Here is a 21,694-nt window from a genome sequence, read left to right as displayed (position 1 = left end):
CATGAGCGACTCCCTTGATCTCAGCCTGGACGGTGTAGAACGCCGCTCGCTGGCTGACTTCACCGAAAATGCCTACCTCAACTACTCCATGTACGTGATCATGGACCGTGCCCTGCCGCATATCGGCGACGGTCTGAAACCGGTACAGCGGCGTATCGTCTACGCCATGAGCGAGCTGGGGCTGGATGCCGATTCCAAGCACAAGAAGTCGGCGCGTACCGTCGGCGACGTGCTCGGCAAGTTCCACCCGCACGGCGACTCGGCGTGTTACGAAGCGATGGTGCTGATGGCCCAGCCGTTCAGCTATCGCTACACGCTGGTGGACGGCCAGGGTAACTGGGGTGCGCCGGACGATCCGAAATCCTTCGCCGCCATGCGTTACACCGAAGCGCGGCTGTCGCGATATTCCGAAGTACTGCTCAGCGAACTGGGCCAGGGCACTGCTGACTGGGGCCCGAACTTCGACGGCACCCTGCAGGAACCTCTGGTGTTGCCGGCACGTTTGCCGAACATCCTGCTCAACGGCACCACCGGCATCGCCGTGGGTATGGCCACCGACGTACCGCCGCACAACCTGCGCGAAGTCGCGACCGCGTGCGTGCGCCTGCTCGATGAGCCGAAAGCTACGGTCGAACAGCTCTGCGAGCACATTCAGGGCCCGGACTATCCGACCGAAGCGGAAATCATCACGCCGCGCGCCGACCTGTTGAAAATGTACGAAACCGGCAAGGGCTCGGTGCGCATGCGCGCCGTGTACCACGTCGAGGACGGTGACATCATCGTCACCGCGCTGCCGCATCAGGTCTCCGGGGCCAAGGTGCTGGAGCAGATCGCTGCGCTGATGCAGGCCAAACCGTCGAAAGCGCCGCAGATCGCCGATCTTCGCGACGAATCCGACCACGAAAACCCTTGCCGCATCGTGATCATCCCGGTCAACAGCCGTGTCGATCACGAAGCACTGATGCAGCACCTGTTCGCCAGCACCGAGCTGGAGTCGACCTACCGGGTCAACGTCAACATCATCGGTCTGGACGGCAAGCCGCAGCTGAAAAACCTCCGTGCGTTGCTGGTGGAGTGGCTGGAATTCCGCGTGCTGACTGTGCGTCGCCGCCTGCAATTTCGCCTCGACAAGGTCGAGCGCCGGCTGCACCTGTTGGACGGTTTGCTGATCGCCTACCTCAACCTGGATGAAGTGATCCACATCATCCGTACCGAGGAACACCCGAAAGCCAAGCTGATCGAGCGTTTCGCCCTAAGCGAAATCCAGGCCGACTACATCCTCGACACCCGTCTGCGTCAGTTGGCGCGACTGGAAGAGATGAAGCTGCGCGACGAGCAGGACGAACTGCTCAAGGAACAGGCCAAGCTGCAAGCCCTGCTGAGCAGCGAAGCCAAGCTGAAGAAGCTGGTTCGCAGCGAACTGCTGAAAGATGCCGAAACCTACGGCGATGACCGTCGGTCGCCAATCGTCGAGCGCGCTGAAGCCAAGGCACTGACCGAACACGATCTGCTGCCGAACGAGAAAGTTACCGTCGTGCTGTCGGAAAAGGGCTGGATCCGTTCGGCCAAGGGTCACGATATCGACGCCACCGGCCTGTCTTACAAGGCCGGGGACGGCTTCAAGACCTCGGCGGCGGGGCGTTCGAACCAGTCAGCCGTGGTCATCGACTCCACGGGTCGCAGTTACTCGCTGGCCACCCACACCCTGCCATCGGCACGGGGCCAGGGCGAGCCGTTGACCGGCCGTCTGACGCCGCCGCCGGGCGCAACGTTCGAGTGTGTGCTGATGCCTGAGGAGGACTCGCTGTACGTGATTGCCTCCGACGCCGGTTACGGTTTTGTGGTGAAAGGCGAAGACCTGCAGGCCAAGAACAAGGCCGGGAAGGCGCTGTTGAGCCTGCCGAACAACGCCAAGGTGATCGCGCCGCGTCCGGTGGCCGACCGCGAGCACAACTGGCTGGCCTCGGTGACGACCGAGGGTCGCCTGCTGATCTTCAAGATCAGCGATCTGCCACAATTAGGAAAGGGCAAAGGCAACAAGATCATCGGTATTTCCGGTGAGCGTGTGGCCAGTCGCGAAGAATATGTCACGGACATCGCCGTTCTTCCGGAAGGCGCCACCTTGGTGCTGCAGGCCGGGAAACGCACCTTGTCGCTGAAAGCCGACGACCTCGAGCACTACAAAGGTGAGCGCGGTCGGCGTGGCAACAAACTGCCACGTGGCTTCCAGCGGGTGGATGCGCTGCTCGTCGAAAACCTCAATTAAGCGGCCAGGAAACGTTCGTACTCTTTTCTCCTGCGGGGAAAATGACTGAGAACGCCTCTCTAGAGCGTTCGATCTACGATTTAACCCGTAGATCGGCGCTTTGGCGCTGGAGTCGGAACGCATATTCACGGATGATATGGCCTTTCCAAGCGCCGGCGTGGCCGAGCGTTCTTCATATTTATTGAGTATTTTCACTGTGGTCAGCCTTGTGGCGGCCACCTGGACGGGATGATGACTTCTCTGCGCCCCCTTATTTTCCTGCTCGCCGGCGTCCTTGGCCTGGCGGGTTGCAGCGTTCACCAGCCGGTGTCGCTGTATCAGCTGGACAGCGGAAGTCCGGCTCAGCCTGCGCAAAGCACGGGCATGGCAGTTTTGCTGGGCCCTGTGATCGTAGCCGATTACCTGCAACGGGAAACCCTGTTGCAGCGTCAACCGGACGGCAGCCTGCAAGCTTCGACCGATGGTCGCTGGGCCGGAAGCCTTTCGTCGGACATCGATCAGTTGCTGTTGCGTCAGGTTGCCGGGCATCTGGACAGTCAGCGCGTCGTGCTGGCGCCGGCCACCGTGGGCTTCACTCCGGACGTGCAGGTGCTGTTGACCATTACGCGTCTGGATTCCGGTGCCAAGCAACCGGCGATTCTGGACGCGCAGTGGCGCCTGATCGACCGTCGTGGTCAGGTGCGGGACAACCGCATCGTGCATCTGCAAGAGCTGCACAGTGGCGGCACGGCTTCGCAGGTTCAGGCACAAGGTATCCTGCTGCAGCGTCTGGCCGAGCAACTGTCGGTCGCGCTCAAGCCGCTGGCCAACCAGCCACCGGTTGCCGAGGCACCGCGCAAACCGGCACCGAGACCGGCCGCGCCGGCGGCGGAAGCCGAGAAACAGCCGAAGATTCCGATGGCTTCGCCGATTCGTACGGATATGGAAGTGTTTCGCTTCTAGGACTGGATCGAGTCAGAACAGAGCCCGCCCTGTGCGGGCTTTGTTGTTTCTGGGGTTCTGGGTAGAAGATCAAAAGCCCCCTCACCCTAACCCTCTCCCGGAGGGAGAGGGGACTAACTGAGGTGTCTTGCGTCATTCATCGACCTGAAAGACCTTGGTGATTATGGATTCGGCGCAGTGCGGGCTTTCGATTATGGATTCGGCAGGGAACGTTCAGGTCGGTGTAGATCCTGAGCATCCCCCTTTCGGTTCCCTCTCCCTCCGGGAGAGGGCTAGGGTGAGGGGCTGTTTGACGACGGGTGATATCTCAATAACGCCACGCACAAAAAAGCCCACAGACAATCACTCGTCTGCGGGCTTCTTCACATCAAGGGCAACGCCTCAGGCCCGACGCTCATGCATCCGCGCCAGTTGCCGTTCAAGCATCGACGGATAAGGCTCCATCAACCGCTCCACACAGCAAGCCCCCTCAGGGCTGGCAATCGGCCGGATCCGCGCACGTTGACGGATCAGCGCGTCGTCACCGATCTTGCGCTCCACCAGCAGCAGGTTGCGGCTGTGTTGCGACAGCGCCAGCGCGTCCTGGGCGGAGTCGGTCAGCAACAGGTCGATCTGGCTCAGACCGAACAGCTCGTCGCCGAGGGTCAGCCCCAGTTGCAATTGCAGGGTGATCCCACTGTCGGCGACTTCGATCTGCAACTGGTGGCCCAGCGCCCGCAGCAGCTCGCCGCAGCAGATGGCGTTGGTCAGGTAGTCGTCGCCGCTGTCTTCGGTGTGGAACAGCATCAGCGTGCTGCCGTCGTTCAGGGTTTCGATTTCGCCCTGATACAGCGAAGCGGCCTGTTCCAGGCAATCGCGATAGCGATCCTGCAACTCTTCCAGACGTGCCCGCGGCAAACGACGCAGTTGCTCTTGCGAGCCCAGTTGCACCGCCAGCACCGCCGTGTGTTGCGGCACGCTCGGGGTCGGGCGGCGCACGGCCGGTTGCGCGGCATCGCTCAGCGACTCGTCACGCAGATCGGCGAACGGGTCTTCGTCATCGTCGTCTTCAACGGTGCTGACCACATGGCGTGGCGCAGGCTTCTGCGCGGCCATCGGGCGGCTTTCGTCAAAACTCGGATCACGCAGGTTACGCACTTCGAACTCCGGCTCGTCGTCCTCGAGCTCGGGCTCCGGCTCGGGCTCCGGTTCGGCCGGCTCAGGGGCATAGTTGGCGTGCAACTGGCGGGCAAGATCGCCGATCTCGTCCTGACGCTCGATCCCCGGCGTGTATTCGTCGATCCGGCGCAGCCACACACGCAGTTGCAGCAGCGGCGTGGAAATGTGCCGGCCCAGACGCAGGCTCAGGGCCAGGGACAACGCCAGCAGGATCGCACTCAGGATGCCCATGCTTTGCAGGCTGATGGTCATCGGCTGCTGGAACTGATCCATGTCCAGGCTGATGCGCAGTTGCCCGGCGGTCACGTCCTGGAAGGTGATCTTGCTCTCGTACATGCCCTCGGCTTCGCCCAACAGGCCGTGCTTGGGTCGTTGACCGGACTCGGCGAGGATGCGGTTGTCCACGCTGTAGATGGCCGCGTGGGCCACCAGCTTGTTCTTGGTCAGGTTGTTGAGCAGCACGTTGAGGCTGAGGATGTCGTTGGACACCAGCAACTCGGTGGCGGAGGTGGCGGTCTGCGTGGTCAGGCTTTCGCCCAGCGCATCGGCCTGCTCGTGCATGGCCTGCTTGAACTGCAGGCCCATCACGCAGGCATAGATCACCAGGGCCAGAGCGACCAGGATCACGTTATGGCTGGCAATGCGCAATGCAATCGGTACACGGCGGTGGCGCAGTGCACGGAAGATCAGCAGAAAGAAGTTATCGGTTTTAACTGGCGTGGGCCGGTTCACTGAGCTCGGCTCTTTTGTCCGTGAAGTTGACGCGCAGTATAGCGACAGGCCCTAGACCGGCAAAGCGCTGGCGGTGCCCGATGGTCACTGAAAGTGGGTAGAATGCGGTTTTTTTCCAGTTGCGGGGGTGCGCGTTGCGCGAAATCGTCCTGATTAACATCACGGGAGTCGACCGTCCTGGTCTGACGGCGGCCATTACCGGTGTACTGGCGCAGGGTGGTGTGAATATCCTCGACATCGGTCAGGCGGTGATCCACGACATGCTGTCGTTCGGCATCCTCGTGGAAATTCCCGACTCCGAGCAAGGCAAGTCGGTGCTCAAGGACATCCTGTTCAAGGGCTATGAGCTCGACCAGCAAGTGCGCTTCACCCCGGTGTCCGAAGAGGATTACCAGCAATGGGTGGGCAATCAGGGCAAGAAACGCCACATCGTTACCCTGCTGACCCGCAAGGTTACCGCCGGCCAGTTGCAGGCCGTGAGCTCGATCACCGCCAAATACGGCCTGAACATCGACCATATCGACCGATTGTCGGGTCGTATGCCGCTGGACACCCCGGCTGACAAGGGCAAGGGCTGCATCGAATTTTCCGTGCGCGGCGAAGCCGCCGATCCGCAGGCCCTGCGCGCCGAGTTCCTCAGCGTGGCGCAGGAGCTGAACGTCGACATCGCCTTCCAGGAAGATTCGCTGTTCCGTCGCAACCGTCGTCTGGCGGTGTTCGACATGGACTCGACCCTGATCGAAGCCGAAGTCATCGACGAACTGGCCAAAGCCGCCGGCGTTGGCGATCAGGTTTCGCAAATCACCGAGCGGGCAATGGCCGGCGAGCTGGACTTTCGCGCCAGCTTCAAGGAGCGCCTGGCGCTGCTCAAGGGCCTGGATGTCAGCGTACTCGATTCGATCGGCGCCTCGCTGCGCCTGACCGAAGGCGCCGAAACCCTGTTCGCCGAACTCAAGCGACTGGGCTACAAGACCGCGATCCTGTCGGGCGGCTTCACCTACTTCGCCAAGCAACTTCAGGCCAAGCTCGGTATCGACTATGTGTTCGCCAACGAACTGGAAGTGGTCGACGGCAAGTGCACCGGCGTGGCGATCGAGCCGATCGTCGATGCCCAGCGCAAGGCCGATCTGCTGAAGCAGCTGGCTGAAAAAGAAGGTTTGCGTCTGGAGCAGACCATCGCCGTGGGCGATGGCGCCAATGACCTGCCGATGCTGGCGATTGCCGGCCTGGGCGTGGCGTTCCGCGCCAAACCGCTGGTCAAGCAGTCGGCGAAGCAGGCGATCTCGACCCTCGGTCTGGATGGTGTGCTGTACCTGCTGGGCTTCCGCGATCGCGACGGGCAGCTCTGAACCAGGCACAGGATCGCAGCCCTCGGCTGCGGTCCTGGCTCAAAGGGATTTCCACAACGAGTCGAAATCCTCTTCACTCTCGCCATTTTTGGCGGTCTCCAGCGAGCGATAGGCGAACTGATTGAAACTGTGTGTGCTCGCCACCCGCCGATCCAGCCCGGCGCGGTGTTCTTCGCCCTGGGTGTTGATCAGCACTTTGTTGCCTTCCTGAAACGGCAGCCGTGGTGCCAATAGCGTCGCGGGCAAGTCGATGGCGCTGATTTCCGGCAGTAGCAAACCTCGCAAATAATGACTGTGATCATCCCGCGTGCGCACCAGCTGCAAGCCGCAGGGCTGAGCGTGTGGCGCCACCAGTTCGATACCCATCTGTGTCCCCGCGCCGCGCACTTGGCGGATCCAGCGTACGACGGCAATGCTCCAGCCTTGATTGAGGCTGTCCTGAATCCCGATCATCTCCCCGGCCTGTAATTCAGCGGGTACTTCTTTTGGCCAGGCCAGGCAGTAACCACCGGGGCTGTGGTTGATGACCGGCAATGCATAGGTCGGGTAATGCGGCCGGCTGTCAGTGTCGCTTTCGTCGTCGGCCAGCGGTTCGTAGCGAATCTCTTCGTAAGGCAAAAACTCGTCGGCCTTGCTCTGCGGCGCGGCATCGAACGCCTGGCTCCAGCTGTCCTTTTCGCCCTGAACCACTGCGCGGCTGAAATTTGCCGCACGGGTTCCGGGGTGCTTTAGCAGTTCGCTGAAAGTGCGTTCGCCGCCCAGGTAAAAGTGCAGGGCGCTCATGCCGACGCACACGGTCAAGTTGCCCTGGCCGACGGTGCGCTGGAAGCTGCGTTCGGCGGCTTCGCCCCAAGTCGCGTGCAAATGTTGCAGAGTGTCGAGGGTCAGGCCGGCCGGCACGGGCAGCGGCGTCGTTGCGTCCTGCTGCAGAAGGTGGGCCTCGATTGCATTCACCAGCGGTTGCGGATCGAAACCGAGCAAGCCTGTCTGTTGCTCGCTGCGAAACTGGGAGCGGTAGCGCGGGCCGGCGTCGATGTCTGCCGAGACCGCGAATAAACCCTCGCCCGGATGGGCGGGATGCAACTTCAACCAAGCGCTCCAGGGTTCCACCACTTGGGCCAGCCGCGCGATCTGATTCTGCCGCAACTGATTGCAGCGTGCGCTACCCAGCAGCAGGGCGGCGAGGTAGGTCTGTTCGACGCTCAACTCGCTGGTCAGACTGGCGAGGTCGTCACGCACCCGGCGATGCTGCAGTTGCAGTTCGCAGGCGCAGTGAAACAATTGATGCAGTTCGAACCACAGCTGTTCCGGTGCGGCGCTGTACAACTGTGCGGCGCGAACCAGTTGCCCTTTGAGTGCATGAGCCGCACGTTGCAGCGCTTCGCTCACCAAGGCTGCGCGATCCCGCGAGTACTTGGGTGCAATCCGCACAATGATCTGTTTGTAACCGATGGCCAGCTGACTTTGCAGGGCCTGGCACAGATTGCTGATCTTGCGTGAGCGTTCGTCGAGCATGATCGCCTGATGCAGAAAATGCCGCTCCAGATGCTGGCAGACGAAATACACCTCGGGCCGCAACAGCTCCAGCAAATGCAGGCGGTTGTCGCTGGGGGTCAGCAATTGATTGATTTCGCCGAGGCCTTGATACAGCAGGCGCGCGGTTTCGCCGATGTTGGCCTTGGGCAGATCGGCGATCCAGCGCCTGAGGTCGCGTGGGGTGGCTTCACAGAAAGACAGGCGCAACTGCGTGGGTGTCGGGGTAGTCAGTGGTGGTCGGGATCGTGGCTCACTCATGCCGTGACAAGCTCCGGCGGCGAATAGGGCAATGCCAAAACTTTAGCAGTTGTGGTCCGTTTCGCTGGCGTTTGTCAGGCTTTTTTACCGTTGGTCTGCTGGCCTGGTGCCATTTCCGCAGGCGCTACTAGGCTGTCTGACGTGCGATCGGAAACGCACGGTTGCACGGCCTGCCGTCAATCTCGGGCAGGTCTCCCGAAACTTCAAGGAGATGAGGTTCATGTCTAAATACGCAGTGGCAAATCAATGGGGCGGTAGTTCGGCACCTTGGCATCCGGGTGGAACCTGGGTGCTGGGCGCGCGGGACAACCAGAACGTCGTCGCGATCGACATCAAGTCCGGCGACGGTGGCAAAACCTTTACCGGCACCATGACCTACGCCGGCGAAGGACCTATTGGCTTCAAGGCTCAGCGCACTGGCCAGAACCAGTACAACGTCGAGAACCAGTGGGGTGGCAACGATGCCCCGTGGCATCCAGGTGGCAAATGGGTGATCGGCGGGCGGGATAACCAGAACGTTATCGCGTTGAGTGTCACGTCCAGTGACGGAGGGAAAAACCTCAGTGGCACCAACACCTACGCCAACGAAGGGCCGATCGGCTTCCGTGGGCAGATAGAGTAACGGCGCCCCCCAGGTTGTGTCCGCCCCTTCGCAGACGTGCGAAAGGGCGGATCAACAGGTTCAGGCGTTCGACAGAGCCAGGGCCTGACCCATCTGTACCGGCGAGCCGGCTTTCAATTCTTCAACCCACTTCACCTGATCCGGCCCGAACAGCACGATCGCGGTCGAACCCAGCTTGAAGCGACCCAGTTCCGCACCTTTTTCCAGATGAATCGGTGCACGGGCGGCTTCGTCGTAGCGGAAGGTCTTCAGCTCACGCTTCGGTGGCGTGACCAGACCGGCCCACACGGTTTCGATCGAGGCCACGATCATCGCGCCCACCAGCACCACGGCCATTGGGCCGCGCTCGGTGTCGAAGATGCACGCTACGCGCTCGTTGCGGGCGAACAGTTCCGGAACGTTCTCTGCGGTGGTCTGGTTGACCGAGAAGATCCGGCCCGGGATGTAGACCATTTCGCGCAGGGTGCCGGCCAGCGGCATGTGCACGCGGTGGTAGTCCTTCGGCGACAGGTAAACAGTCGCGAATTCACCGCCCATGAACGGCGCCGCATTGGCCGCGTCGCCGCCCAGCAGTTCCAGCACGCTGAAGCTGTGGCCCTTGGCCTGGAAGATACGACCGTGTTCGATCGGGCCGAGCTGGCTGATCGCACCGTCGGCCGGGCTGAGGATCGCGCCTGGGGTCTGATCCAGTGGGCGAGCGCCGTCTTTCAAGGCGCGGGTGAAGAAGGCGTTGAAGTGCTCGTAAGCGGTCACGTCTTCAACCAGTGCTTGCGACATGTCCACTTGATAACGCTTGGCGAACCAGGTGGTGAAGGCATTCTTGAACCAGCGCACGCGGCACTCGGCAATGCAGCCGGCCAGGCGCGACAGCAAGTGATGCGGCAGCAGGTATTGGCTGATGATAAACAAACGCTCTTTCATGACTGTCCTTAAAAATCCTTAAAGCTCGACGGGGGTGTCGGGGTGGTTGCCCCATTCGCCCCAGGAACCGGCGTAGCCCTTGACCCGCGGGTAACCGAGGGCCTTGGCCACCAGATAAGTGAAACCGGACCGGTGATGGGTCTGGCAGTGGGTAATGATTTCTTTGTCCTTGGTGATGCCGAGGTTTTCCAGGATCTGCGGCATGTCGGTACGGATGCGCAGCTGACGCGCCTGGTCCATGCCCGCCGTCCATTCGAAATTCACCGCGCCGGGGATGTGTCCACCCTTGGCCGCCAGGACTTTCTCGCCGGAATATTCCAGCGGCCCGCGAGCGTCCCAGATCGCCAGGTCAGCGGCGCCGAGACGGCTTTGCAGGTATTCGCGGGTGGCGGTCGGTCCCTCGTGCAGGGTCAGGGCAACCGGGCCGCCCACCGCCGGAGGAATCTGGATCGACATCGGCGAACCTTCCGCCAGCCACGCCGGCAGACCGCCGTCGAGGTAGTGATACTTGTCGTGACCGATCACATCGAGCAGCCAGATGAAGCGCCCGGCCCAGCCGCCGCCTTCGTCGTCATAGACCACGTAGACCGCATCTTTGCGATGGCCCAGCTCACCGAACAGTTCTTCGAGTTTTTCCTTGCTCGGCAACAGCCCCGGAGCCGGCGCCTGACCCAGCTGGGTGCGTTTCGGATCGACAAAACGTGCGCCGGGAATGTGTCCTTCGGCGTAGCGGGCGGCACTGGTCAGATCCACCAGAATCAGATCGCGGGATTCGAGGCGCGGCAGCAGGTCGCTCGGCTCGATCACCAGGGCCAGGCCAGAGAAATCAGACATGTGAGGTCTCCAGAGCACAAAGGGGAGGGATTGTAGCTGTCATTGGCCGCGCTGGCTAAAACTGTGCAGGGCTTTCTCGATGCACTGCGCGGTTTTGCCGAAGGCTTGCACGGTGATGTCGGCGAACGGCCCGCCACCCTGGTCGGCGACCACAATCATGATCACCCGGCCGTTGTTCACCAGTGAACGCAGGAACAGGTGTTCACCACGGAAAAGGGCGCGCAGCGAGGGCGGCAGCAGGGCGGAAAACTGGGCGTTGTTGTCCGGGGTGATCCGCACTTGCGCCTGCTGCGCGAGCAAGCGTTGCAGCACCGAACTCTGGCTGACGACGAAATTCAGCGCAGCGGCGTCCTTCGGCAACCCGGAGGTTTGATGGACGCGCAGATTGGCGTGGCCGCGGTCGGCCATCAGGATCATCACCCGGCGCATGCCGCTGGCGACCAGCGCGTCGCGGGCGGCGACGGTCAGGCTCATGGCGTTGGTGAAGCGGCTTGGCACGGCCAGCAGCTCCGCGCATTGCCGGCGCCATTGGGTCAGGTCTTCAGCGGACGGCGCCGCAGCCGGCAGCATTCCGGCCGGAAGGCGACGGGTGCCCCACGGCCACAGCAGCGAAAGCGCCGGGTGCCAAAGGTCCGGCATGAAATGATGGCGAGCGCTGACGGCGGCCTGTTGGTGCAATTGTTGTTGCACCTCGTCCATCGAGATTTGCAGGTAGAGGCTGGTCAGGAATTGCCAGCGCTCACTGTGCGGACTGTCCCAGGCCTGTTGCGCCGACAGTGCCAGTCCGTTGGCCAGCAACACGGTGTTGGCCGGCTGGTTGAGCCAGCGGCGCAGGGTCGGGTCGTCATCGAGGCGATTCTGCTGTCGCAACGGATGATCGACGTCGCGGGCAATGCGCAGGACTTTGACCAGTTCGCGCTGTTCGGTCAGCAGCAGCCGATAACCTTGCTGTACCCAGACCGGCAGACGCCAGACTTGCACCAGCGCCTCGCCGATCTTCAGCAGGCGCACGCCGAACAGCTGCTTTTCCACGACTCGCGCTGATTCACCCTTGTGGATAACCCGCACTTCCCACTCTTCAAGCAATTTGGGAAAGGTCAGCGCCAACGGCCACAGCGGCGACAGAAACAACAGGCTGCCCCAATGGATGTCCTGCCACAGTCGCGCCAGGCGGCTGGCGAAAAAACCGTTGGCCTGTTGCGTGGCGTGCTGGCTGATCATCTGCAACTGGCGCAGTGCCTGAGGGATCTGTGCGGCAGGTTCGGCGGGCAGGCGCGCCAGCAACTCTTCGGTGCGACCAAGGCCGAGGCGATTGATCGCCACTTCGAGGTTTTCCGCAGGCGCAGTCATGTTGCCGTGGGTGTGGCGGTTGGCTTCGCGGATGATGCTCAGGGCCAGCGCCGGGCTGTCCTGCATCAGGTCGGCGATGTCGCGCAGCGAGCTGCGGTCATCGCGAATCGCCCGGCAGACCCGGTCATGGGCGTCTTGCGGCACTGGCAGACGAACGCTGTCGAGCAGCTTCACCCAGCCATCGAGTGTGGTCGGTTTTACGTGTGGGACGTTCGTTTCATTAGCCATGTCTGGACGAGATCTTCACTGACTGTAGACGCGCCCGGCATGGGCTAAATTGGCTTTTCGCCTGAACTGGCTATAGTCTGGCGCAGTTTTGCCGATAAGTAGAAGAAGAGATTTTTTAACTTCCGAATATGACCTTGAACCCGACTTAAACAAGTACCTTTCTACCTATGGCTAAAATTATCGGCATCATCGTCGTATTCGCGAGCGTGCTCGGCGGATACGTGCTCTCCCACGGCAAGATTGCCGCCCTGATCCAGCCCTTCGAGGTGATGATCATCGGCGGTGCGGCACTCGGAGCCTTCCTCCAGGCCAACCCCGGCTACATGACGATGCACGTGCTCAAGAAATCCCTGAGCATGTTCAGTTCGCGTTTCAGCCACACGTTCTATCTGGAAGTGCTGGGCCTGATCTACGAGATCCTCAACAAGAGCCGCCGCGAAGGCATGATGGCCATCGAAGGCGACATCGAAGACGCCGCCGCGAGCCCGATCTTCGCCAAGTACCCGGCGGTACTGAAAGACGAACGCATGACCGCGTTCATCTGCGACTACCTGCGCATCATGTCCTCCGGCAACATGGCTCCCCACGAGCTGGAAGGCCTGTTCGACATGGAACTGTATAGCCTGAAGGAAGACCTCGAGCATCCGTCCCACGCGGTTAACGGCATTGCCGACGCCATGCCGGGTTTCGGTATCGTCGCGGCGGTACTCGGTATCGTGGTGACCATGGCCTCGCTGGGTGAAGGCGATCAGAAGTCCATCGGCCTGCACGTGGGTGCGGCACTTGTGGGTACCTTCTTCGGTATTCTCGCAGCGTACGGTTTCTTCGGCCCGCTGGCCCACTCCCTGGCGCACGATGCCAAGGAAGAGCTGAACGTCTACGAAGCCATCAAGGCCTCGCTGGTGGCCTCGGCTTCCGGCATGCCGCCATCGCTGGCTGTCGAGTTCGGTCGCAAGGTTCTGTACCCGGCTCACCGTCCAAGCTTTGCCGAGCTGGAACAAGCCGTTCGCGGTCGTTAAGTCATGGAAAATAACCAGCCGATAATCATCAAGCGCGTCAAGCGCATCGCCGGCGGGCATCACGGCGGGGCGTGGAAGATCGCCTTCGCCGACTTCGCGACGGCGATGATGGCGTTCTTCCTGGTGTTGTGGCTGCTGTCCACCGCGACCCCGGAACAGAAGATCGCCATCGCCGGTTACTTCAAGGACCCGGTCGGTTTCTCCGAAAGCGGCACGCCGTACATCATCGATCTGGGCGGTACGCCGACCCTGGCGCCGGAAAACACCCTCAACCCTGAAGTGAAGTCGCAGCCGCAGCCGGACAAGGTCACGGTCGACACCGAACAGGTTGAAGGCATGGCCGAGCAGGTCGAGAAGGAACGTCTGGAACTGTTGCTGCAGGAACTGCAGAACAAGGTCGACGAGAACCCGCAGCTGCAGAAGTTCAAGGATCAGATTCTGTTCGAAATCACGCCGAACGGCTTGCGCATCCAGATCATGGACGCCGAGAACCGGCCGATGTTCGATTCCGGCTCTGCACGCCTGAAGCCGTACTTCGAAGACATCCTGCTGGCCATGGCCGACACCATCAAAGCGGTGCCGAACAAGATCAGCATCAGCGGTCACACCGATGCCAAGCCTTACGTGGGCAACGGCGACTTCGGCAACTGGGAGCTTTCGGCCAACCGCGCCAACGCCGCCCGGCGTGCCCTGGTGGCGGGCAGTTACCCGGACTCGCAAGTGGCGCGTGTGGTGGGTTACGCCTCGTCGGCGCTGTTCGACAAGGAGAACCCGTTCAACCCGGTCAACCGCCGCATCGACATCGTGGTGCTGACCAAGAAAGCCCAGGCCGCCATCGAAGGTGCGCAAGGTGCCGACCCGTCGAAACCGACGGATCAAGGCCAGAACGGCGCCGCCCCGGTCGACCCGAACGCCTTGCCGGCGGACCAGCAACCGGTACCGGCCCACGAGTTGCGCGAACGGCTGAACCTGTTCGACGACCCGCTGCCGAAACCGACCGAGCCGGGCAGCGCGGCGCCAGCCCCGGCGCCTGCTGCACCGACCACTGCTCCGGCGCCTGCGCCGAAGCAGTGATCCACAAGAAAGCCGACAGCGATGTCGGCTTTTTTGTGCTTCTGCATCCGCCTTCAATCATTTTCGTGCGGTCACGAAAATGATTGCAGGCAAATGTCGGTGATGACGTGCCGAAACTCCTCAGCGAGCCTGCCTGAAATTGACGATTGTTGATGCGGCATTTCGCGTCAGCGACCCTTCCTACTTCGATTGAAGAAGCTGCCTACATAACCCGCAAAGCTCTCTTGATAGCGTGCCCGCCAATTCTCGCGAGCACGAACCACGGACGGTTTGGACATCGCGCTCTTTTCCTCTTTGCTTAAGGATAAGCGTATGTTCCGGTCGGCCAATGCGGCGCATTTCGCGTTGCAGATTCCTGCGATCCGCCACGATTTCAAGGTCCTGGCCTTCAGCGGCACCGAAGCGATCAGCACCCTCTACAGCATTCACATTGAACTGGTCAGCGAACACCCGGATTTCGATCTCGAAAGCTTGCTTGCCCGGCCCGCGTTTCTGCAGTTTGGCCACAACGGCGAAGGCATTCACGGGCATATCGAAGAGGTGTTGGCGGGTGAGTCGGGCAAGCGTCTGACCCGCTACCACCTGACGCTGGTGCCGGCGCTGCACTACTTGCAGTTCAGTCGTGATCAGCGGATTTTCCAGCGGCGTACGGTGCCGCAGATCATCGCGCAGGTGCTCAAGGGGCACGGCATTCAAGCGGATGCCTTCAGCTTTCATGTCGCGGCGAATTCGCCCCGTGATTACTGCACCCAGTACCGCGAATCCGATCTGGAATTCATCCAGCGCCTGTGCGCCGAGGACGGTATCGCCTGGCATCACCAGCATTCGGTGGACGGGCATCTGCTGGTCTTCACCGATGACCAGGTGTTTTTACCCAAACTCGGCGCCACGCCCTATCGGCAGGACTCCGGCATGGTGGCCGAGCATCCGGTGGTCAGCCGCTTCAGCATTCGTACCAGCACCCGCACCAGCACGGTCGTGCGCCGCGACTATGACCTCAAGCGCCCGAGCCTGCTGGTCGAGAGTCGCTTTACCGCCGATTTCACTCCGGTGCTGGAGGATTACCGTTATCCGCTGTTGATCGTGAACGAAAGGCGCGGCAAGCAACTCGCAAGGCAGGCGCTGGAGCGTCATCGCAGCGACTATGAACTGGGCGAAGGCCAAAGCGATCAAGCCAACTTGCGCAGCGGCCATCTCTTTGAACTGGCCGAGCACCCGCGCCAACACTGCAACGACCTTTGGCTGTTGCTCAGCGTTTCCCACGATGGCCGGCAGCCACAAGTGCTCGAGGAGTCGGTCACCAGCGATGCAAAAGACACCGACGGTCTCACCCAGGGTTATCGCAACACTTTCAGCGTGATTCCCGCCGAGGTGGTGTTTCGTCCGCCGCTGCCAGCACCTCGTCGTCCACTGGTCAGTCAGACTGCCCGAGTCACCGGGCCGATCGGCGAAGAAATCTATTGCGATGAGTTTGGCCGCGTGAAGTGCGAATTTCCGTGGGACCGCGCGGAACTCGACAGCGAGCGCAGCAGTTGCTGGCTACGGGTTTCGTCGAGTTGGGCTGGTGAAGGTTTCGGCTCGGTGACGATCCCGCGCATCGGCATGGAAGTGCTGGTGACCTTTCTCGAGGGTGACCCGGATCAGCCGCTGATTACCGGATGCGTGGCCAACAAAGTCACCTCGGTGCCCTACACCCTGCCTGAGCACAAGAGCAAAACCGTGCTGCGCAGCCACAGTTCGCCGCACACCGGCGGCTACAACGAACTGATGATCGAAGACCGCGCCGGGCAGGAAAAAATCTACCTGCGAGCCGAGCGCGACTTCGAACAACTGATCCTCAATGACAGCCACAGCCAGATCCGTCGCGACCGTTTCGAGCAGGTGGACAACCAGAGCACCAGCCTGATCAAGGCTGATGAGCGACACACCACCGACGGAACGCGCCATACGGTCATCGGCACCGACGATCTGCTCAGCATCAGCGGCAACAGCAGTACCACGGCGGGCGGCACGCTGGTCATCCAGGCCGGCCCCCATGCGCGGGTCACCGCCAGCCAGGTGGTGATCGATGCCGGGACCAGTCTGACGCTGACGGCGGGCGGGCATCACCTCGTGATCAATTCGGGCGGGATTTTCAGCAGTGTGGCGATTGTCGAGGGCGGTGCGCCGGTGGCGGGTGTCGTCGCGCAGTCGGCACTGGCGGCTCCGGAATCTTCACAAACGCTCCTTGCGTTATCCGTGACCACGCAATTGGCCGCGCTGACTCAGGCAGCAGAGCAGGCTGCGTCTGTCTGCGCCGTGTGCGAAAAGCTGGTGCAGGTGAGCGCATGAATCGGGCGTATCTGTTGCTGGATCAAATCCAGATCGAAAACCTTCCGGAACGCCTGTTCGAGCTGGCGGGAGGCGTAATGCTTCACTCGCTTTTTCAGCGCACGGCCTACAGCGCTCTGGATAAAGCAGGCCCCGTACTGGTGGCGGTGACCCCTGACAGCCCGCTGGCGCAGGTCTTTTTACAGGAGTGGAGCACGACGGCGGGGCTCTGGCTGGAGTCGCAAGCCGATGAGGGGGCATTGCTGGAGCATTTGCGCAGCCTGATCCACGCCCGTGTCGAGGGTGATGTGACCGTGCTCTTTCGCTTCTACGATCCCCGCATTACTGCGTTGTGGCTGGCGGACAGGCCCGCAGCAGAACGGGATCGGTTGATGGGGCCGGTGCACCTGATCCGGCTGCCGGGCTTACAGATCCAACAGCAGACCGAGCAGCCGGCGATCCCTTATGCGGACAGGCCGTGGCTGGTGCTCACGGGAGAGCAGCTTGATCACCTGAACAGCGCGAAACGTCAGACGCTTACCCGGCAACTGATCGAACACGTACTGCGGTATTTCCCGAAATGCCTTGGATCGCAGGAACCGACGGCTTTGCAGCCATGGGCCATGGACTGTCAGGCCAGTGCTGCACGCAACGGTTTCAGTGCTGCCGATGAGGTGCTGCTCTGGGCACGTTTCTACGCGGTGCTGGGAGCGGACTTTCCCAATGGTCCGGAGCACGGCGTCTACCGGCAGTTGCTGGCCGAGCCCGGTGTTGTGCCTCGTCAACGCCTGGACAACCTCAACAACGCATTGACGCATCAGTTGCTGACTGACAAGGACTTCGCCCCATGAGCGCCGAAAAACTGGCCATGCTCGACGAGGCCGCTCAGGCCGAACGGGCTGCCAAAGCCCAGCCACAGGTGGATATCAACAGCACGGTGCACCCGTGTCCCGCCGGTCAGCCTGAACTGTTTGTGGTACCGGTGCGCTACGCGCTGGCGCACGAAAAAGCCGAGCACGCCTGTTGCGTTCCCGGTATCGCGCCCGAAAGTCGACCGATGGCGGCACGTCGCTTGCGGACGGGGTTTGTGTATGTCTGGCAGCATCAGGGGCCGCTCAAGCGCTACGCCGTTTCTGCCGAAGGGCTGTTGCAGGCGCAGACGCTGGACGCGGGTCCCGCCCTTGTGGCCGACGCAGCGCTGGCCGGCCTGTCGCTGCCAAAAGCTCACGATGCCTGGATGCTTTACAGCGAATTCCCCTTGAATGCCGAGCACTGTCAGTCACTGAGCGAGGACAGCGCCAAACGCACTCAGCACATGCGATGCATTGCGCTGCGCACGGTGGCCGACGAATTACAGGCCCCGCACTGCCCGCCCCTGGAGCGTGCCGATGAGGTCATGGCCGAACTTCTGCCGAACACCTATGCCCGGTCGATGAAGGCCGATCAGCACAAAAATGCCGAGGACACCGATGCCCTCGGCGCGGCACTGCTGAAGGATCCGACCGTGGCCAACATCAAGGCCTACACCGATGCCATGCATCGGATCCGCGAGCGCAACATGGTGCTCGCTCAACACCCCGACGCCAGCGACGAGCCGCCCGGCGAGTGGAGCGCCGAGCCATGGGACGGGCAGGGCACCCGGGACTGGCTGGACAACGCCAGGGCGCAAAGCGGCGGCCTGTTCGCCGTCTTCGCCTGCCTGGACGACGATCCTGGCGTGCTGCGCGATATCAATCATGAACAGGAATGGCTGGAAGCCGGCCACGAGCAATGGCTCGGCGAAAACAACCTGCGCCTGAGCATCGGCGGGTTTGTGCGCAGCCTGATCACTGAGGACGGTGCAGAGCTGGCCGGCAATCTCAGCTACCGCTACAAGGATCGAGACATCAGCCTCACGCCGGCGCAGGGCCGGGTCATGCTCGACGCCCAGCATCGACTGGAAGAAGAGCTCAAGGCTGAAACCCGGGCCCGGCAGTACGGCGGTCAGCCGAGTCATGCAGAGTCCGCCGCCCGCGATGCCCGCATCGCAGCGATTGTCGCGCCGGTGCGAGCGTTTATTCCGGCAGACCTGTACCGCGAGGCCGAGGTCCTTGTCCGCGAATATCGCGCGGAAAAACTCGCCAACCTGAACAATCACCCGTTCAGCGCCAAAGTCGGTGAGTACATCGATCTCGATGCGATGAACACCTGGTTCAGCGACACTGCCGCTGCCCACTTTCAGCAACTCGAAGAGCGGCACAGTGCATTGTTCGCTGACCGGGGGCTGTACCTCAAACGTTCGTCCAGCGGCACCTGGTTTGTCGACTTCGACGACCTGGCGGCGCGCCAGTGGCTGACCGGGCTGGCCACCGGCTGCCTGACCGCCCAGTGCATCCGCGCCCAGGGCGCGGAGCAATACGCCGACTATGTCCGCGCCGCGGACGGTGGCGCACTCCGGCAACTGTTCAATGCCTGGACGCCGTCACTTGAAGCTGCCGTCAACAATGCCTCGCGCGTGAGCGAGCTGATGGCCGCGCTGTCTGCCGACAACATCAGCGCCACCCACCAGGCGTTGGCGCCGTTGAGCGCAGTGGTGCTGGATGACATCGCTTCCATGGCCCGTGACGCCGCCAGCCAATGGAGTGTGCTGGTCAACCGGTTGGGGGCGGCGTTGCTGCTGCTCAAGGGCGACAATAGCTTCAGTGCGTCGTGGATGAGTATCTTCATCGCGACGAGGCTGGGGGGTGAAAGCCGTTTGCAGCAAGTGTCCGAGGGCGGGCGACAGGTGTGGGCGTTGCTGGGGCAACGGGCCGAGGCACTGGCCCAATGGGTGAACAAGACAGGCAAGGCGATTGGCGTCGGGCGGGTGGAACGCATCGTCAATTCGCCGGTGGTGGTCAACAGCGGGGGCGTTGTGCCGATGGCGGCGCTACTGGTGAACGTGGTGAATGTGCAGAACTACTTGAAAGAGGCCGGGGTGCTGGAGGGGATGGAAGGGCGCCGGGTGAATGACACGATTTCGGCGAGTCTTTACGGGGCGGCGGCGTTGGTGGCGGTGGTGGATAGTCAGGTGAGGGTGGGGTTGGGGATTAAAGAGTTTGGTAAGGGGCGGTCGATGGTTCCGACGCTTACTTTGTTTGGTGGGGTGATTGGTGGGTTGTCATTTGTAGCAGCCGTGAACGAATACAGGTCTCTGCAAGTTCAGTTAGAGAAAGCAAATACACATATTGATCCGTGGTTGAAGATGCGTCAGACCGTGGTCGGAGGGCAGCTCACTACCTTCGGTGCTCAAGCGCTGTTAGGGTTTGGTTACACCGCCCGCGCCTTGGCCGGCTCAATAACAGCGGAAACTGCCATCTTGCGTTACACGCTCTACATGGGACCGTTGAACTGGATCATTGCCGGTTTGGGCCTGCTGTATCTGACGGCCTGGATTTTCGAAAAGACGCCACTGCAAAACTTCCTGAGTTCCTGCTGCTGGTCCCGAGGCCGGGCCAATGACCTTGAGCCCATCGCGCCCAAGGCTCAACAGGACGAGCTCGACCGCTTGTACCTCATCCTCTATACGCCACGGGTCAGCATGGAAAGCAGCTCGGAACATGCGCTCGACAATATTGGTTCCGGCCACAAGTTCGTCAGTGCCATCAACGCCCTGACCATCGACCTGCCGGGTGCCGAGCCCGGCAACGTCTACCTGGAACTGAGCATGGTCGGCGACCCGGTGGACAGTCAGGGCTATCGGCATCTGATCAAGAACAGTCAGATCAATAATTTCAGGGCGCCGCGGCCCTGGCGGGACATGGCGCCGCACTGGCTCGTCAGCAGTCAATGTGAGTGGATACCGTTCAAGGAAGGACGTGGCTTACGCCTCAGTGGCCCCTTTAAAGAACTGCCGAATGTGTTGGGCAAACCACCCAGTACGGTTTCACTGCGGCTGCGTTATCGCACGCCCCTGACCGGAATACTCGGCGCCCGCTCTTTCATCGGCGGAGAGCGAGGACTGGCGTTCACTCTGAACAACTCCACCGGTGTCATTGCTCTAAGAAGCGACCCGACGCCCGAGCTTGATCGTGTACCGAACTACCCGCTCGGTGAGGACCACCCCGGCGCCATTTACCTGCAACCCAAGGACAAGCGATGAGTACGCCACCAGCAGGCACGACGAAGAAAGGTTTTTTTTCCCGCAATGATTATTTGGCGCCGTTGCCTGTTCCTACCGGGGAAAAGCCTTGTGATGTGCTCAACACCATCTGGCGTAAAAACGAGGTGTTTCTCGATATCGGTAACTACAGCATCGGCTCGGCGGTGATGGTACTTTGGCCAATGGTGATGCTGTTCGCACTTATGAATTACATCACCCCCGATCCGATGATATGGGGGGGCGGATTAATCATTGTAGGAATACCTATTTTATTTGTGGTCCAAGGCCTCTTCCGCGAAGTCCCTTTACCCGTGCGCTTCAACCGCCAACGCCGGGAAGTCTGCGTCCCCCGCGACAACGGGGAATACTGGATCGTCCCTTGGGAAAGCGTGACAGCGGCCGCCACCCAGCAGTCGTCGGTCAGTCAGGCCGGTAAAACCTCCATGGGTTTACTGGTCATCGGTTTCGAAAACCCCGACCCGAATGCCACCCAAGACAACAAGCATTTTTCGCTGGGTTTCAACTGCGGCGGTGGTACGACGGCGATGGCGTTGTGGGAATGCACCCGTAGTTACATGGAAATCGGGCCAGAGGCAGTGCCTGAAAGTCGGGTTGGTATTGCTCCTTATGAAGAAACCCAAATCGGATCGCTCATCGTTGATCTGCGCAAAGGGGACATGTTGAACGTCTTGTGGGGAATATTCTGCATTACGATTTTGGGCACTTATCTGGCGGAAAAGCTCCAGGACTGGAAGCTTTCCCATCCACCGGAATTGCCCCATCCCGACATCATCGAATGGTCAAAACCCCTCCCTCCCGAGCAATGGGCCAAACGCTCCCCGGAGCTGGAGGTCGCGATCGCCCAGCGCGAGGCTGAACTCGCTGCACTGGTAGAAAACGAGCTGGCTTGAGGTCGGACCTTCAGGGCTGTCGTATTGGGAAAAAGTCTGACGAACGGTTTCGATGGCAAATGGT

At 61.4% G+C, this 21,694-nt stretch carries 15 protein-coding genes; 10 read left to right on the top strand and 5 right to left on the bottom strand.

Going from position 1 to position 21,694, the window contains the following annotated elements; all coding sequences use genetic code 11:
• The first annotated feature begins 1 nt into the window (after position 1).
• Positions 2-2,266, top strand: coding sequence for a DNA topoisomerase IV subunit A (gene parC / locus QLG12_RS09485; protein WP_064382912.1), 2,265 nt, complete (start codon positions 2-4; stop codon positions 2,264-2,266).
• Between the two features lie 231 nt (positions 2,267-2,497).
• Positions 2,498-3,208 carry an ABC-type transport auxiliary lipoprotein family protein gene (locus QLG12_RS09480; RefSeq protein ID WP_197869238.1) on the top strand — a complete coding sequence of 237 codons (711 nt, stop codon included), beginning with the start codon at positions 2,498-2,500 and terminating at the stop codon, positions 3,206-3,208.
• Positions 3,209-3,589: 381 nt separating this feature from the next.
• Here the strand turns inward: QLG12_RS09480 and QLG12_RS09475 are convergent, their stop codons facing one another.
• A complete protein-coding gene (locus QLG12_RS09475; protein ID WP_282474371.1) occupies positions 3,590-5,098 on the bottom strand; it encodes an AhpA/YtjB family protein in 1,509 nt (502 codons plus the stop codon).
• 134 nt (positions 5,099-5,232) lie between these two features.
• Between QLG12_RS09475 and serB the strand changes: the two genes are divergently transcribed.
• On the top strand, positions 5,233-6,447 hold the full coding sequence (gene serB / locus QLG12_RS09470; RefSeq protein ID WP_039766615.1) for a phosphoserine phosphatase SerB: 1,215 nt from the start codon (positions 5,233-5,235) through the stop codon (positions 6,445-6,447).
• A gap of 39 nt (positions 6,448-6,486) precedes the next feature.
• Here serB and QLG12_RS09465 read toward each other — a convergent pair whose 3' ends face one another.
• Complete coding sequence (locus QLG12_RS09465; RefSeq protein WP_282474370.1) at positions 6,487-8,241, bottom strand: molecular chaperone; 1,755 nt, start codon at positions 8,239-8,241, stop codon at positions 6,487-6,489.
• A gap of 220 nt (positions 8,242-8,461) precedes the next feature.
• Between QLG12_RS09465 and QLG12_RS09460 the strand changes: the two genes are divergently transcribed.
• Positions 8,462-8,863: a lectin OAA gene (locus QLG12_RS09460; RefSeq protein WP_108559292.1), complete on the top strand. Its 402-nt coding sequence runs from the start codon at positions 8,462-8,464 to the stop codon at positions 8,861-8,863.
• 60 nt (positions 8,864-8,923) lie between these two features.
• Here QLG12_RS09460 and asd read toward each other — a convergent pair whose 3' ends face one another.
• The 3 genes from asd to QLG12_RS09445 are packed head-to-tail and all read right to left on the bottom strand — an operon-like array spanning position 8,924 to position 12,196.
• The gene (asd, locus tag QLG12_RS09455; RefSeq protein ID WP_065258758.1) at positions 8,924-9,784 is read right to left on the bottom strand and encodes an archaetidylserine decarboxylase; all 861 of its coding nucleotides are present in this window, start codon (positions 9,782-9,784) and stop codon (positions 8,924-8,926) included.
• 18 nt (positions 9,785-9,802) lie between these two features.
• Positions 9,803-10,618, bottom strand: a complete 816-nt coding sequence (locus QLG12_RS09450) for a rhodanese-like domain-containing protein (protein WP_197869235.1) — start codon at positions 10,616-10,618, stop codon at positions 9,803-9,805.
• A gap of 39 nt (positions 10,619-10,657) precedes the next feature.
• Positions 10,658-12,196 (bottom strand): HDOD domain-containing protein, encoded by a 1,539-nt coding sequence (locus tag QLG12_RS09445; protein ID WP_282474369.1) that lies wholly within the window; start codon positions 12,194-12,196, stop codon positions 10,658-10,660.
• A 167-nt stretch (positions 12,197-12,363) separates the two neighbouring features.
• Between QLG12_RS09445 and motA the strand changes: the two genes are divergently transcribed.
• From motA to QLG12_RS09415, 6 genes are all read left to right on the top strand, one after another.
• Positions 12,364-13,215 carry a flagellar motor stator protein MotA gene (gene motA, locus QLG12_RS09440; protein ID WP_007952169.1) on the top strand — a complete coding sequence of 284 codons (852 nt, stop codon included), beginning with the start codon at positions 12,364-12,366 and terminating at the stop codon, positions 13,213-13,215.
• A 3-nt stretch (positions 13,216-13,218) separates the two neighbouring features.
• Positions 13,219-14,289, top strand: a complete 1,071-nt coding sequence (gene motB / locus QLG12_RS09435) for a flagellar motor protein MotB (RefSeq protein WP_197869233.1) — start codon at positions 13,219-13,221, stop codon at positions 14,287-14,289.
• Positions 14,290-14,601: 312 nt separating this feature from the next.
• On the top strand, positions 14,602-16,620 hold the full coding sequence (gene tssI, locus QLG12_RS09430; RefSeq protein ID WP_282474368.1) for a type VI secretion system tip protein TssI/VgrG: 2,019 nt from the start codon (positions 14,602-14,604) through the stop codon (positions 16,618-16,620).
• 14 nt (positions 16,621-16,634) lie between these two features.
• Entirely contained in the window at positions 16,635-17,450 is an 816-nt protein-coding gene (locus QLG12_RS09425; protein WP_282474367.1) for a DUF4123 domain-containing protein, read from the top strand.
• Positions 17,447-20,719: a toxin VasX gene (locus QLG12_RS09420; protein ID WP_282474366.1), complete on the top strand. Its 3,273-nt coding sequence runs from the start codon at positions 17,447-17,449 to the stop codon at positions 20,717-20,719. Before QLG12_RS09425 ends, QLG12_RS09420 begins: the two co-directional genes overlap by 4 nt.
• Positions 20,716-21,630 carry a DUF6708 domain-containing protein gene (locus QLG12_RS09415; protein WP_282474365.1) on the top strand — a complete coding sequence of 305 codons (915 nt, stop codon included), beginning with the start codon at positions 20,716-20,718 and terminating at the stop codon, positions 21,628-21,630. The genes QLG12_RS09420 and QLG12_RS09415 overlap by 4 nt, the downstream gene beginning before the upstream one ends.
• The last annotated feature ends 64 nt before the right edge of the window (positions 21,631-21,694 follow it).

The sequence above is a fragment of the Pseudomonas sp. V88_4 genome, assembly GCF_029967985.1.
Lineage (GTDB): Bacteria > Pseudomonadota > Gammaproteobacteria > Pseudomonadales > Pseudomonadaceae > Aquipseudomonas > Aquipseudomonas glycinae.
Note: the sequence above shows the minus strand (reverse complement) of the source record. Positions and strands in the feature narration are given on the sequence as shown.

Bases quoted from the DNA above. Each gene is read 5' to 3' on its own strand.
- motA (WP_007952169.1), top strand. From the start codon at position 12,364: ATGGCTAAAATTATCGGCATCATCGTCGTATTCGCGAGCGTGCTCGGC.
- QLG12_RS09460 (WP_108559292.1), top strand. From the start codon at position 8,462: ATGTCTAAATACGCAGTGGCAAATCAATGGGGCGGTAGTTCGGCACCT.
- QLG12_RS09420 (WP_282474366.1), top strand. From the start codon at position 17,447: ATGAGCGCCGAAAAACTGGCCATGCTCGACGAGGCCGCTCAGGCCGAA.
- QLG12_RS09415 (WP_282474365.1), top strand. From the start codon at position 20,716: ATGAGTACGCCACCAGCAGGCACGACGAAGAAAGGTTTTTTTTCCCGC.
- QLG12_RS09450 (WP_197869235.1), bottom strand. From the start codon at position 10,618: ATGTCTGATTTCTCTGGCCTGGCCCTGGTGATCGAGCCGAGCGACCTG.
- motB (WP_197869233.1), top strand. From the start codon at position 13,219: ATGGAAAATAACCAGCCGATAATCATCAAGCGCGTCAAGCGCATCGCC.
- parC (WP_064382912.1), top strand. From the start codon at position 2: ATGAGCGACTCCCTTGATCTCAGCCTGGACGGTGTAGAACGCCGCTCG.
- tssI (WP_282474368.1), top strand. From the start codon at position 14,602: ATGTTCCGGTCGGCCAATGCGGCGCATTTCGCGTTGCAGATTCCTGCG.
- QLG12_RS09480 (WP_197869238.1), top strand. From the start codon at position 2,498: ATGACTTCTCTGCGCCCCCTTATTTTCCTGCTCGCCGGCGTCCTTGGC.
- asd (WP_065258758.1), bottom strand. From the start codon at position 9,784: ATGAAAGAGCGTTTGTTTATCATCAGCCAATACCTGCTGCCGCATCAC.
- QLG12_RS09445 (WP_282474369.1), bottom strand. From the start codon at position 12,196: ATGGCTAATGAAACGAACGTCCCACACGTAAAACCGACCACACTCGAT.
- QLG12_RS09465 (WP_282474370.1), bottom strand. From the start codon at position 8,241: ATGAGTGAGCCACGATCCCGACCACCACTGACTACCCCGACACCCACG.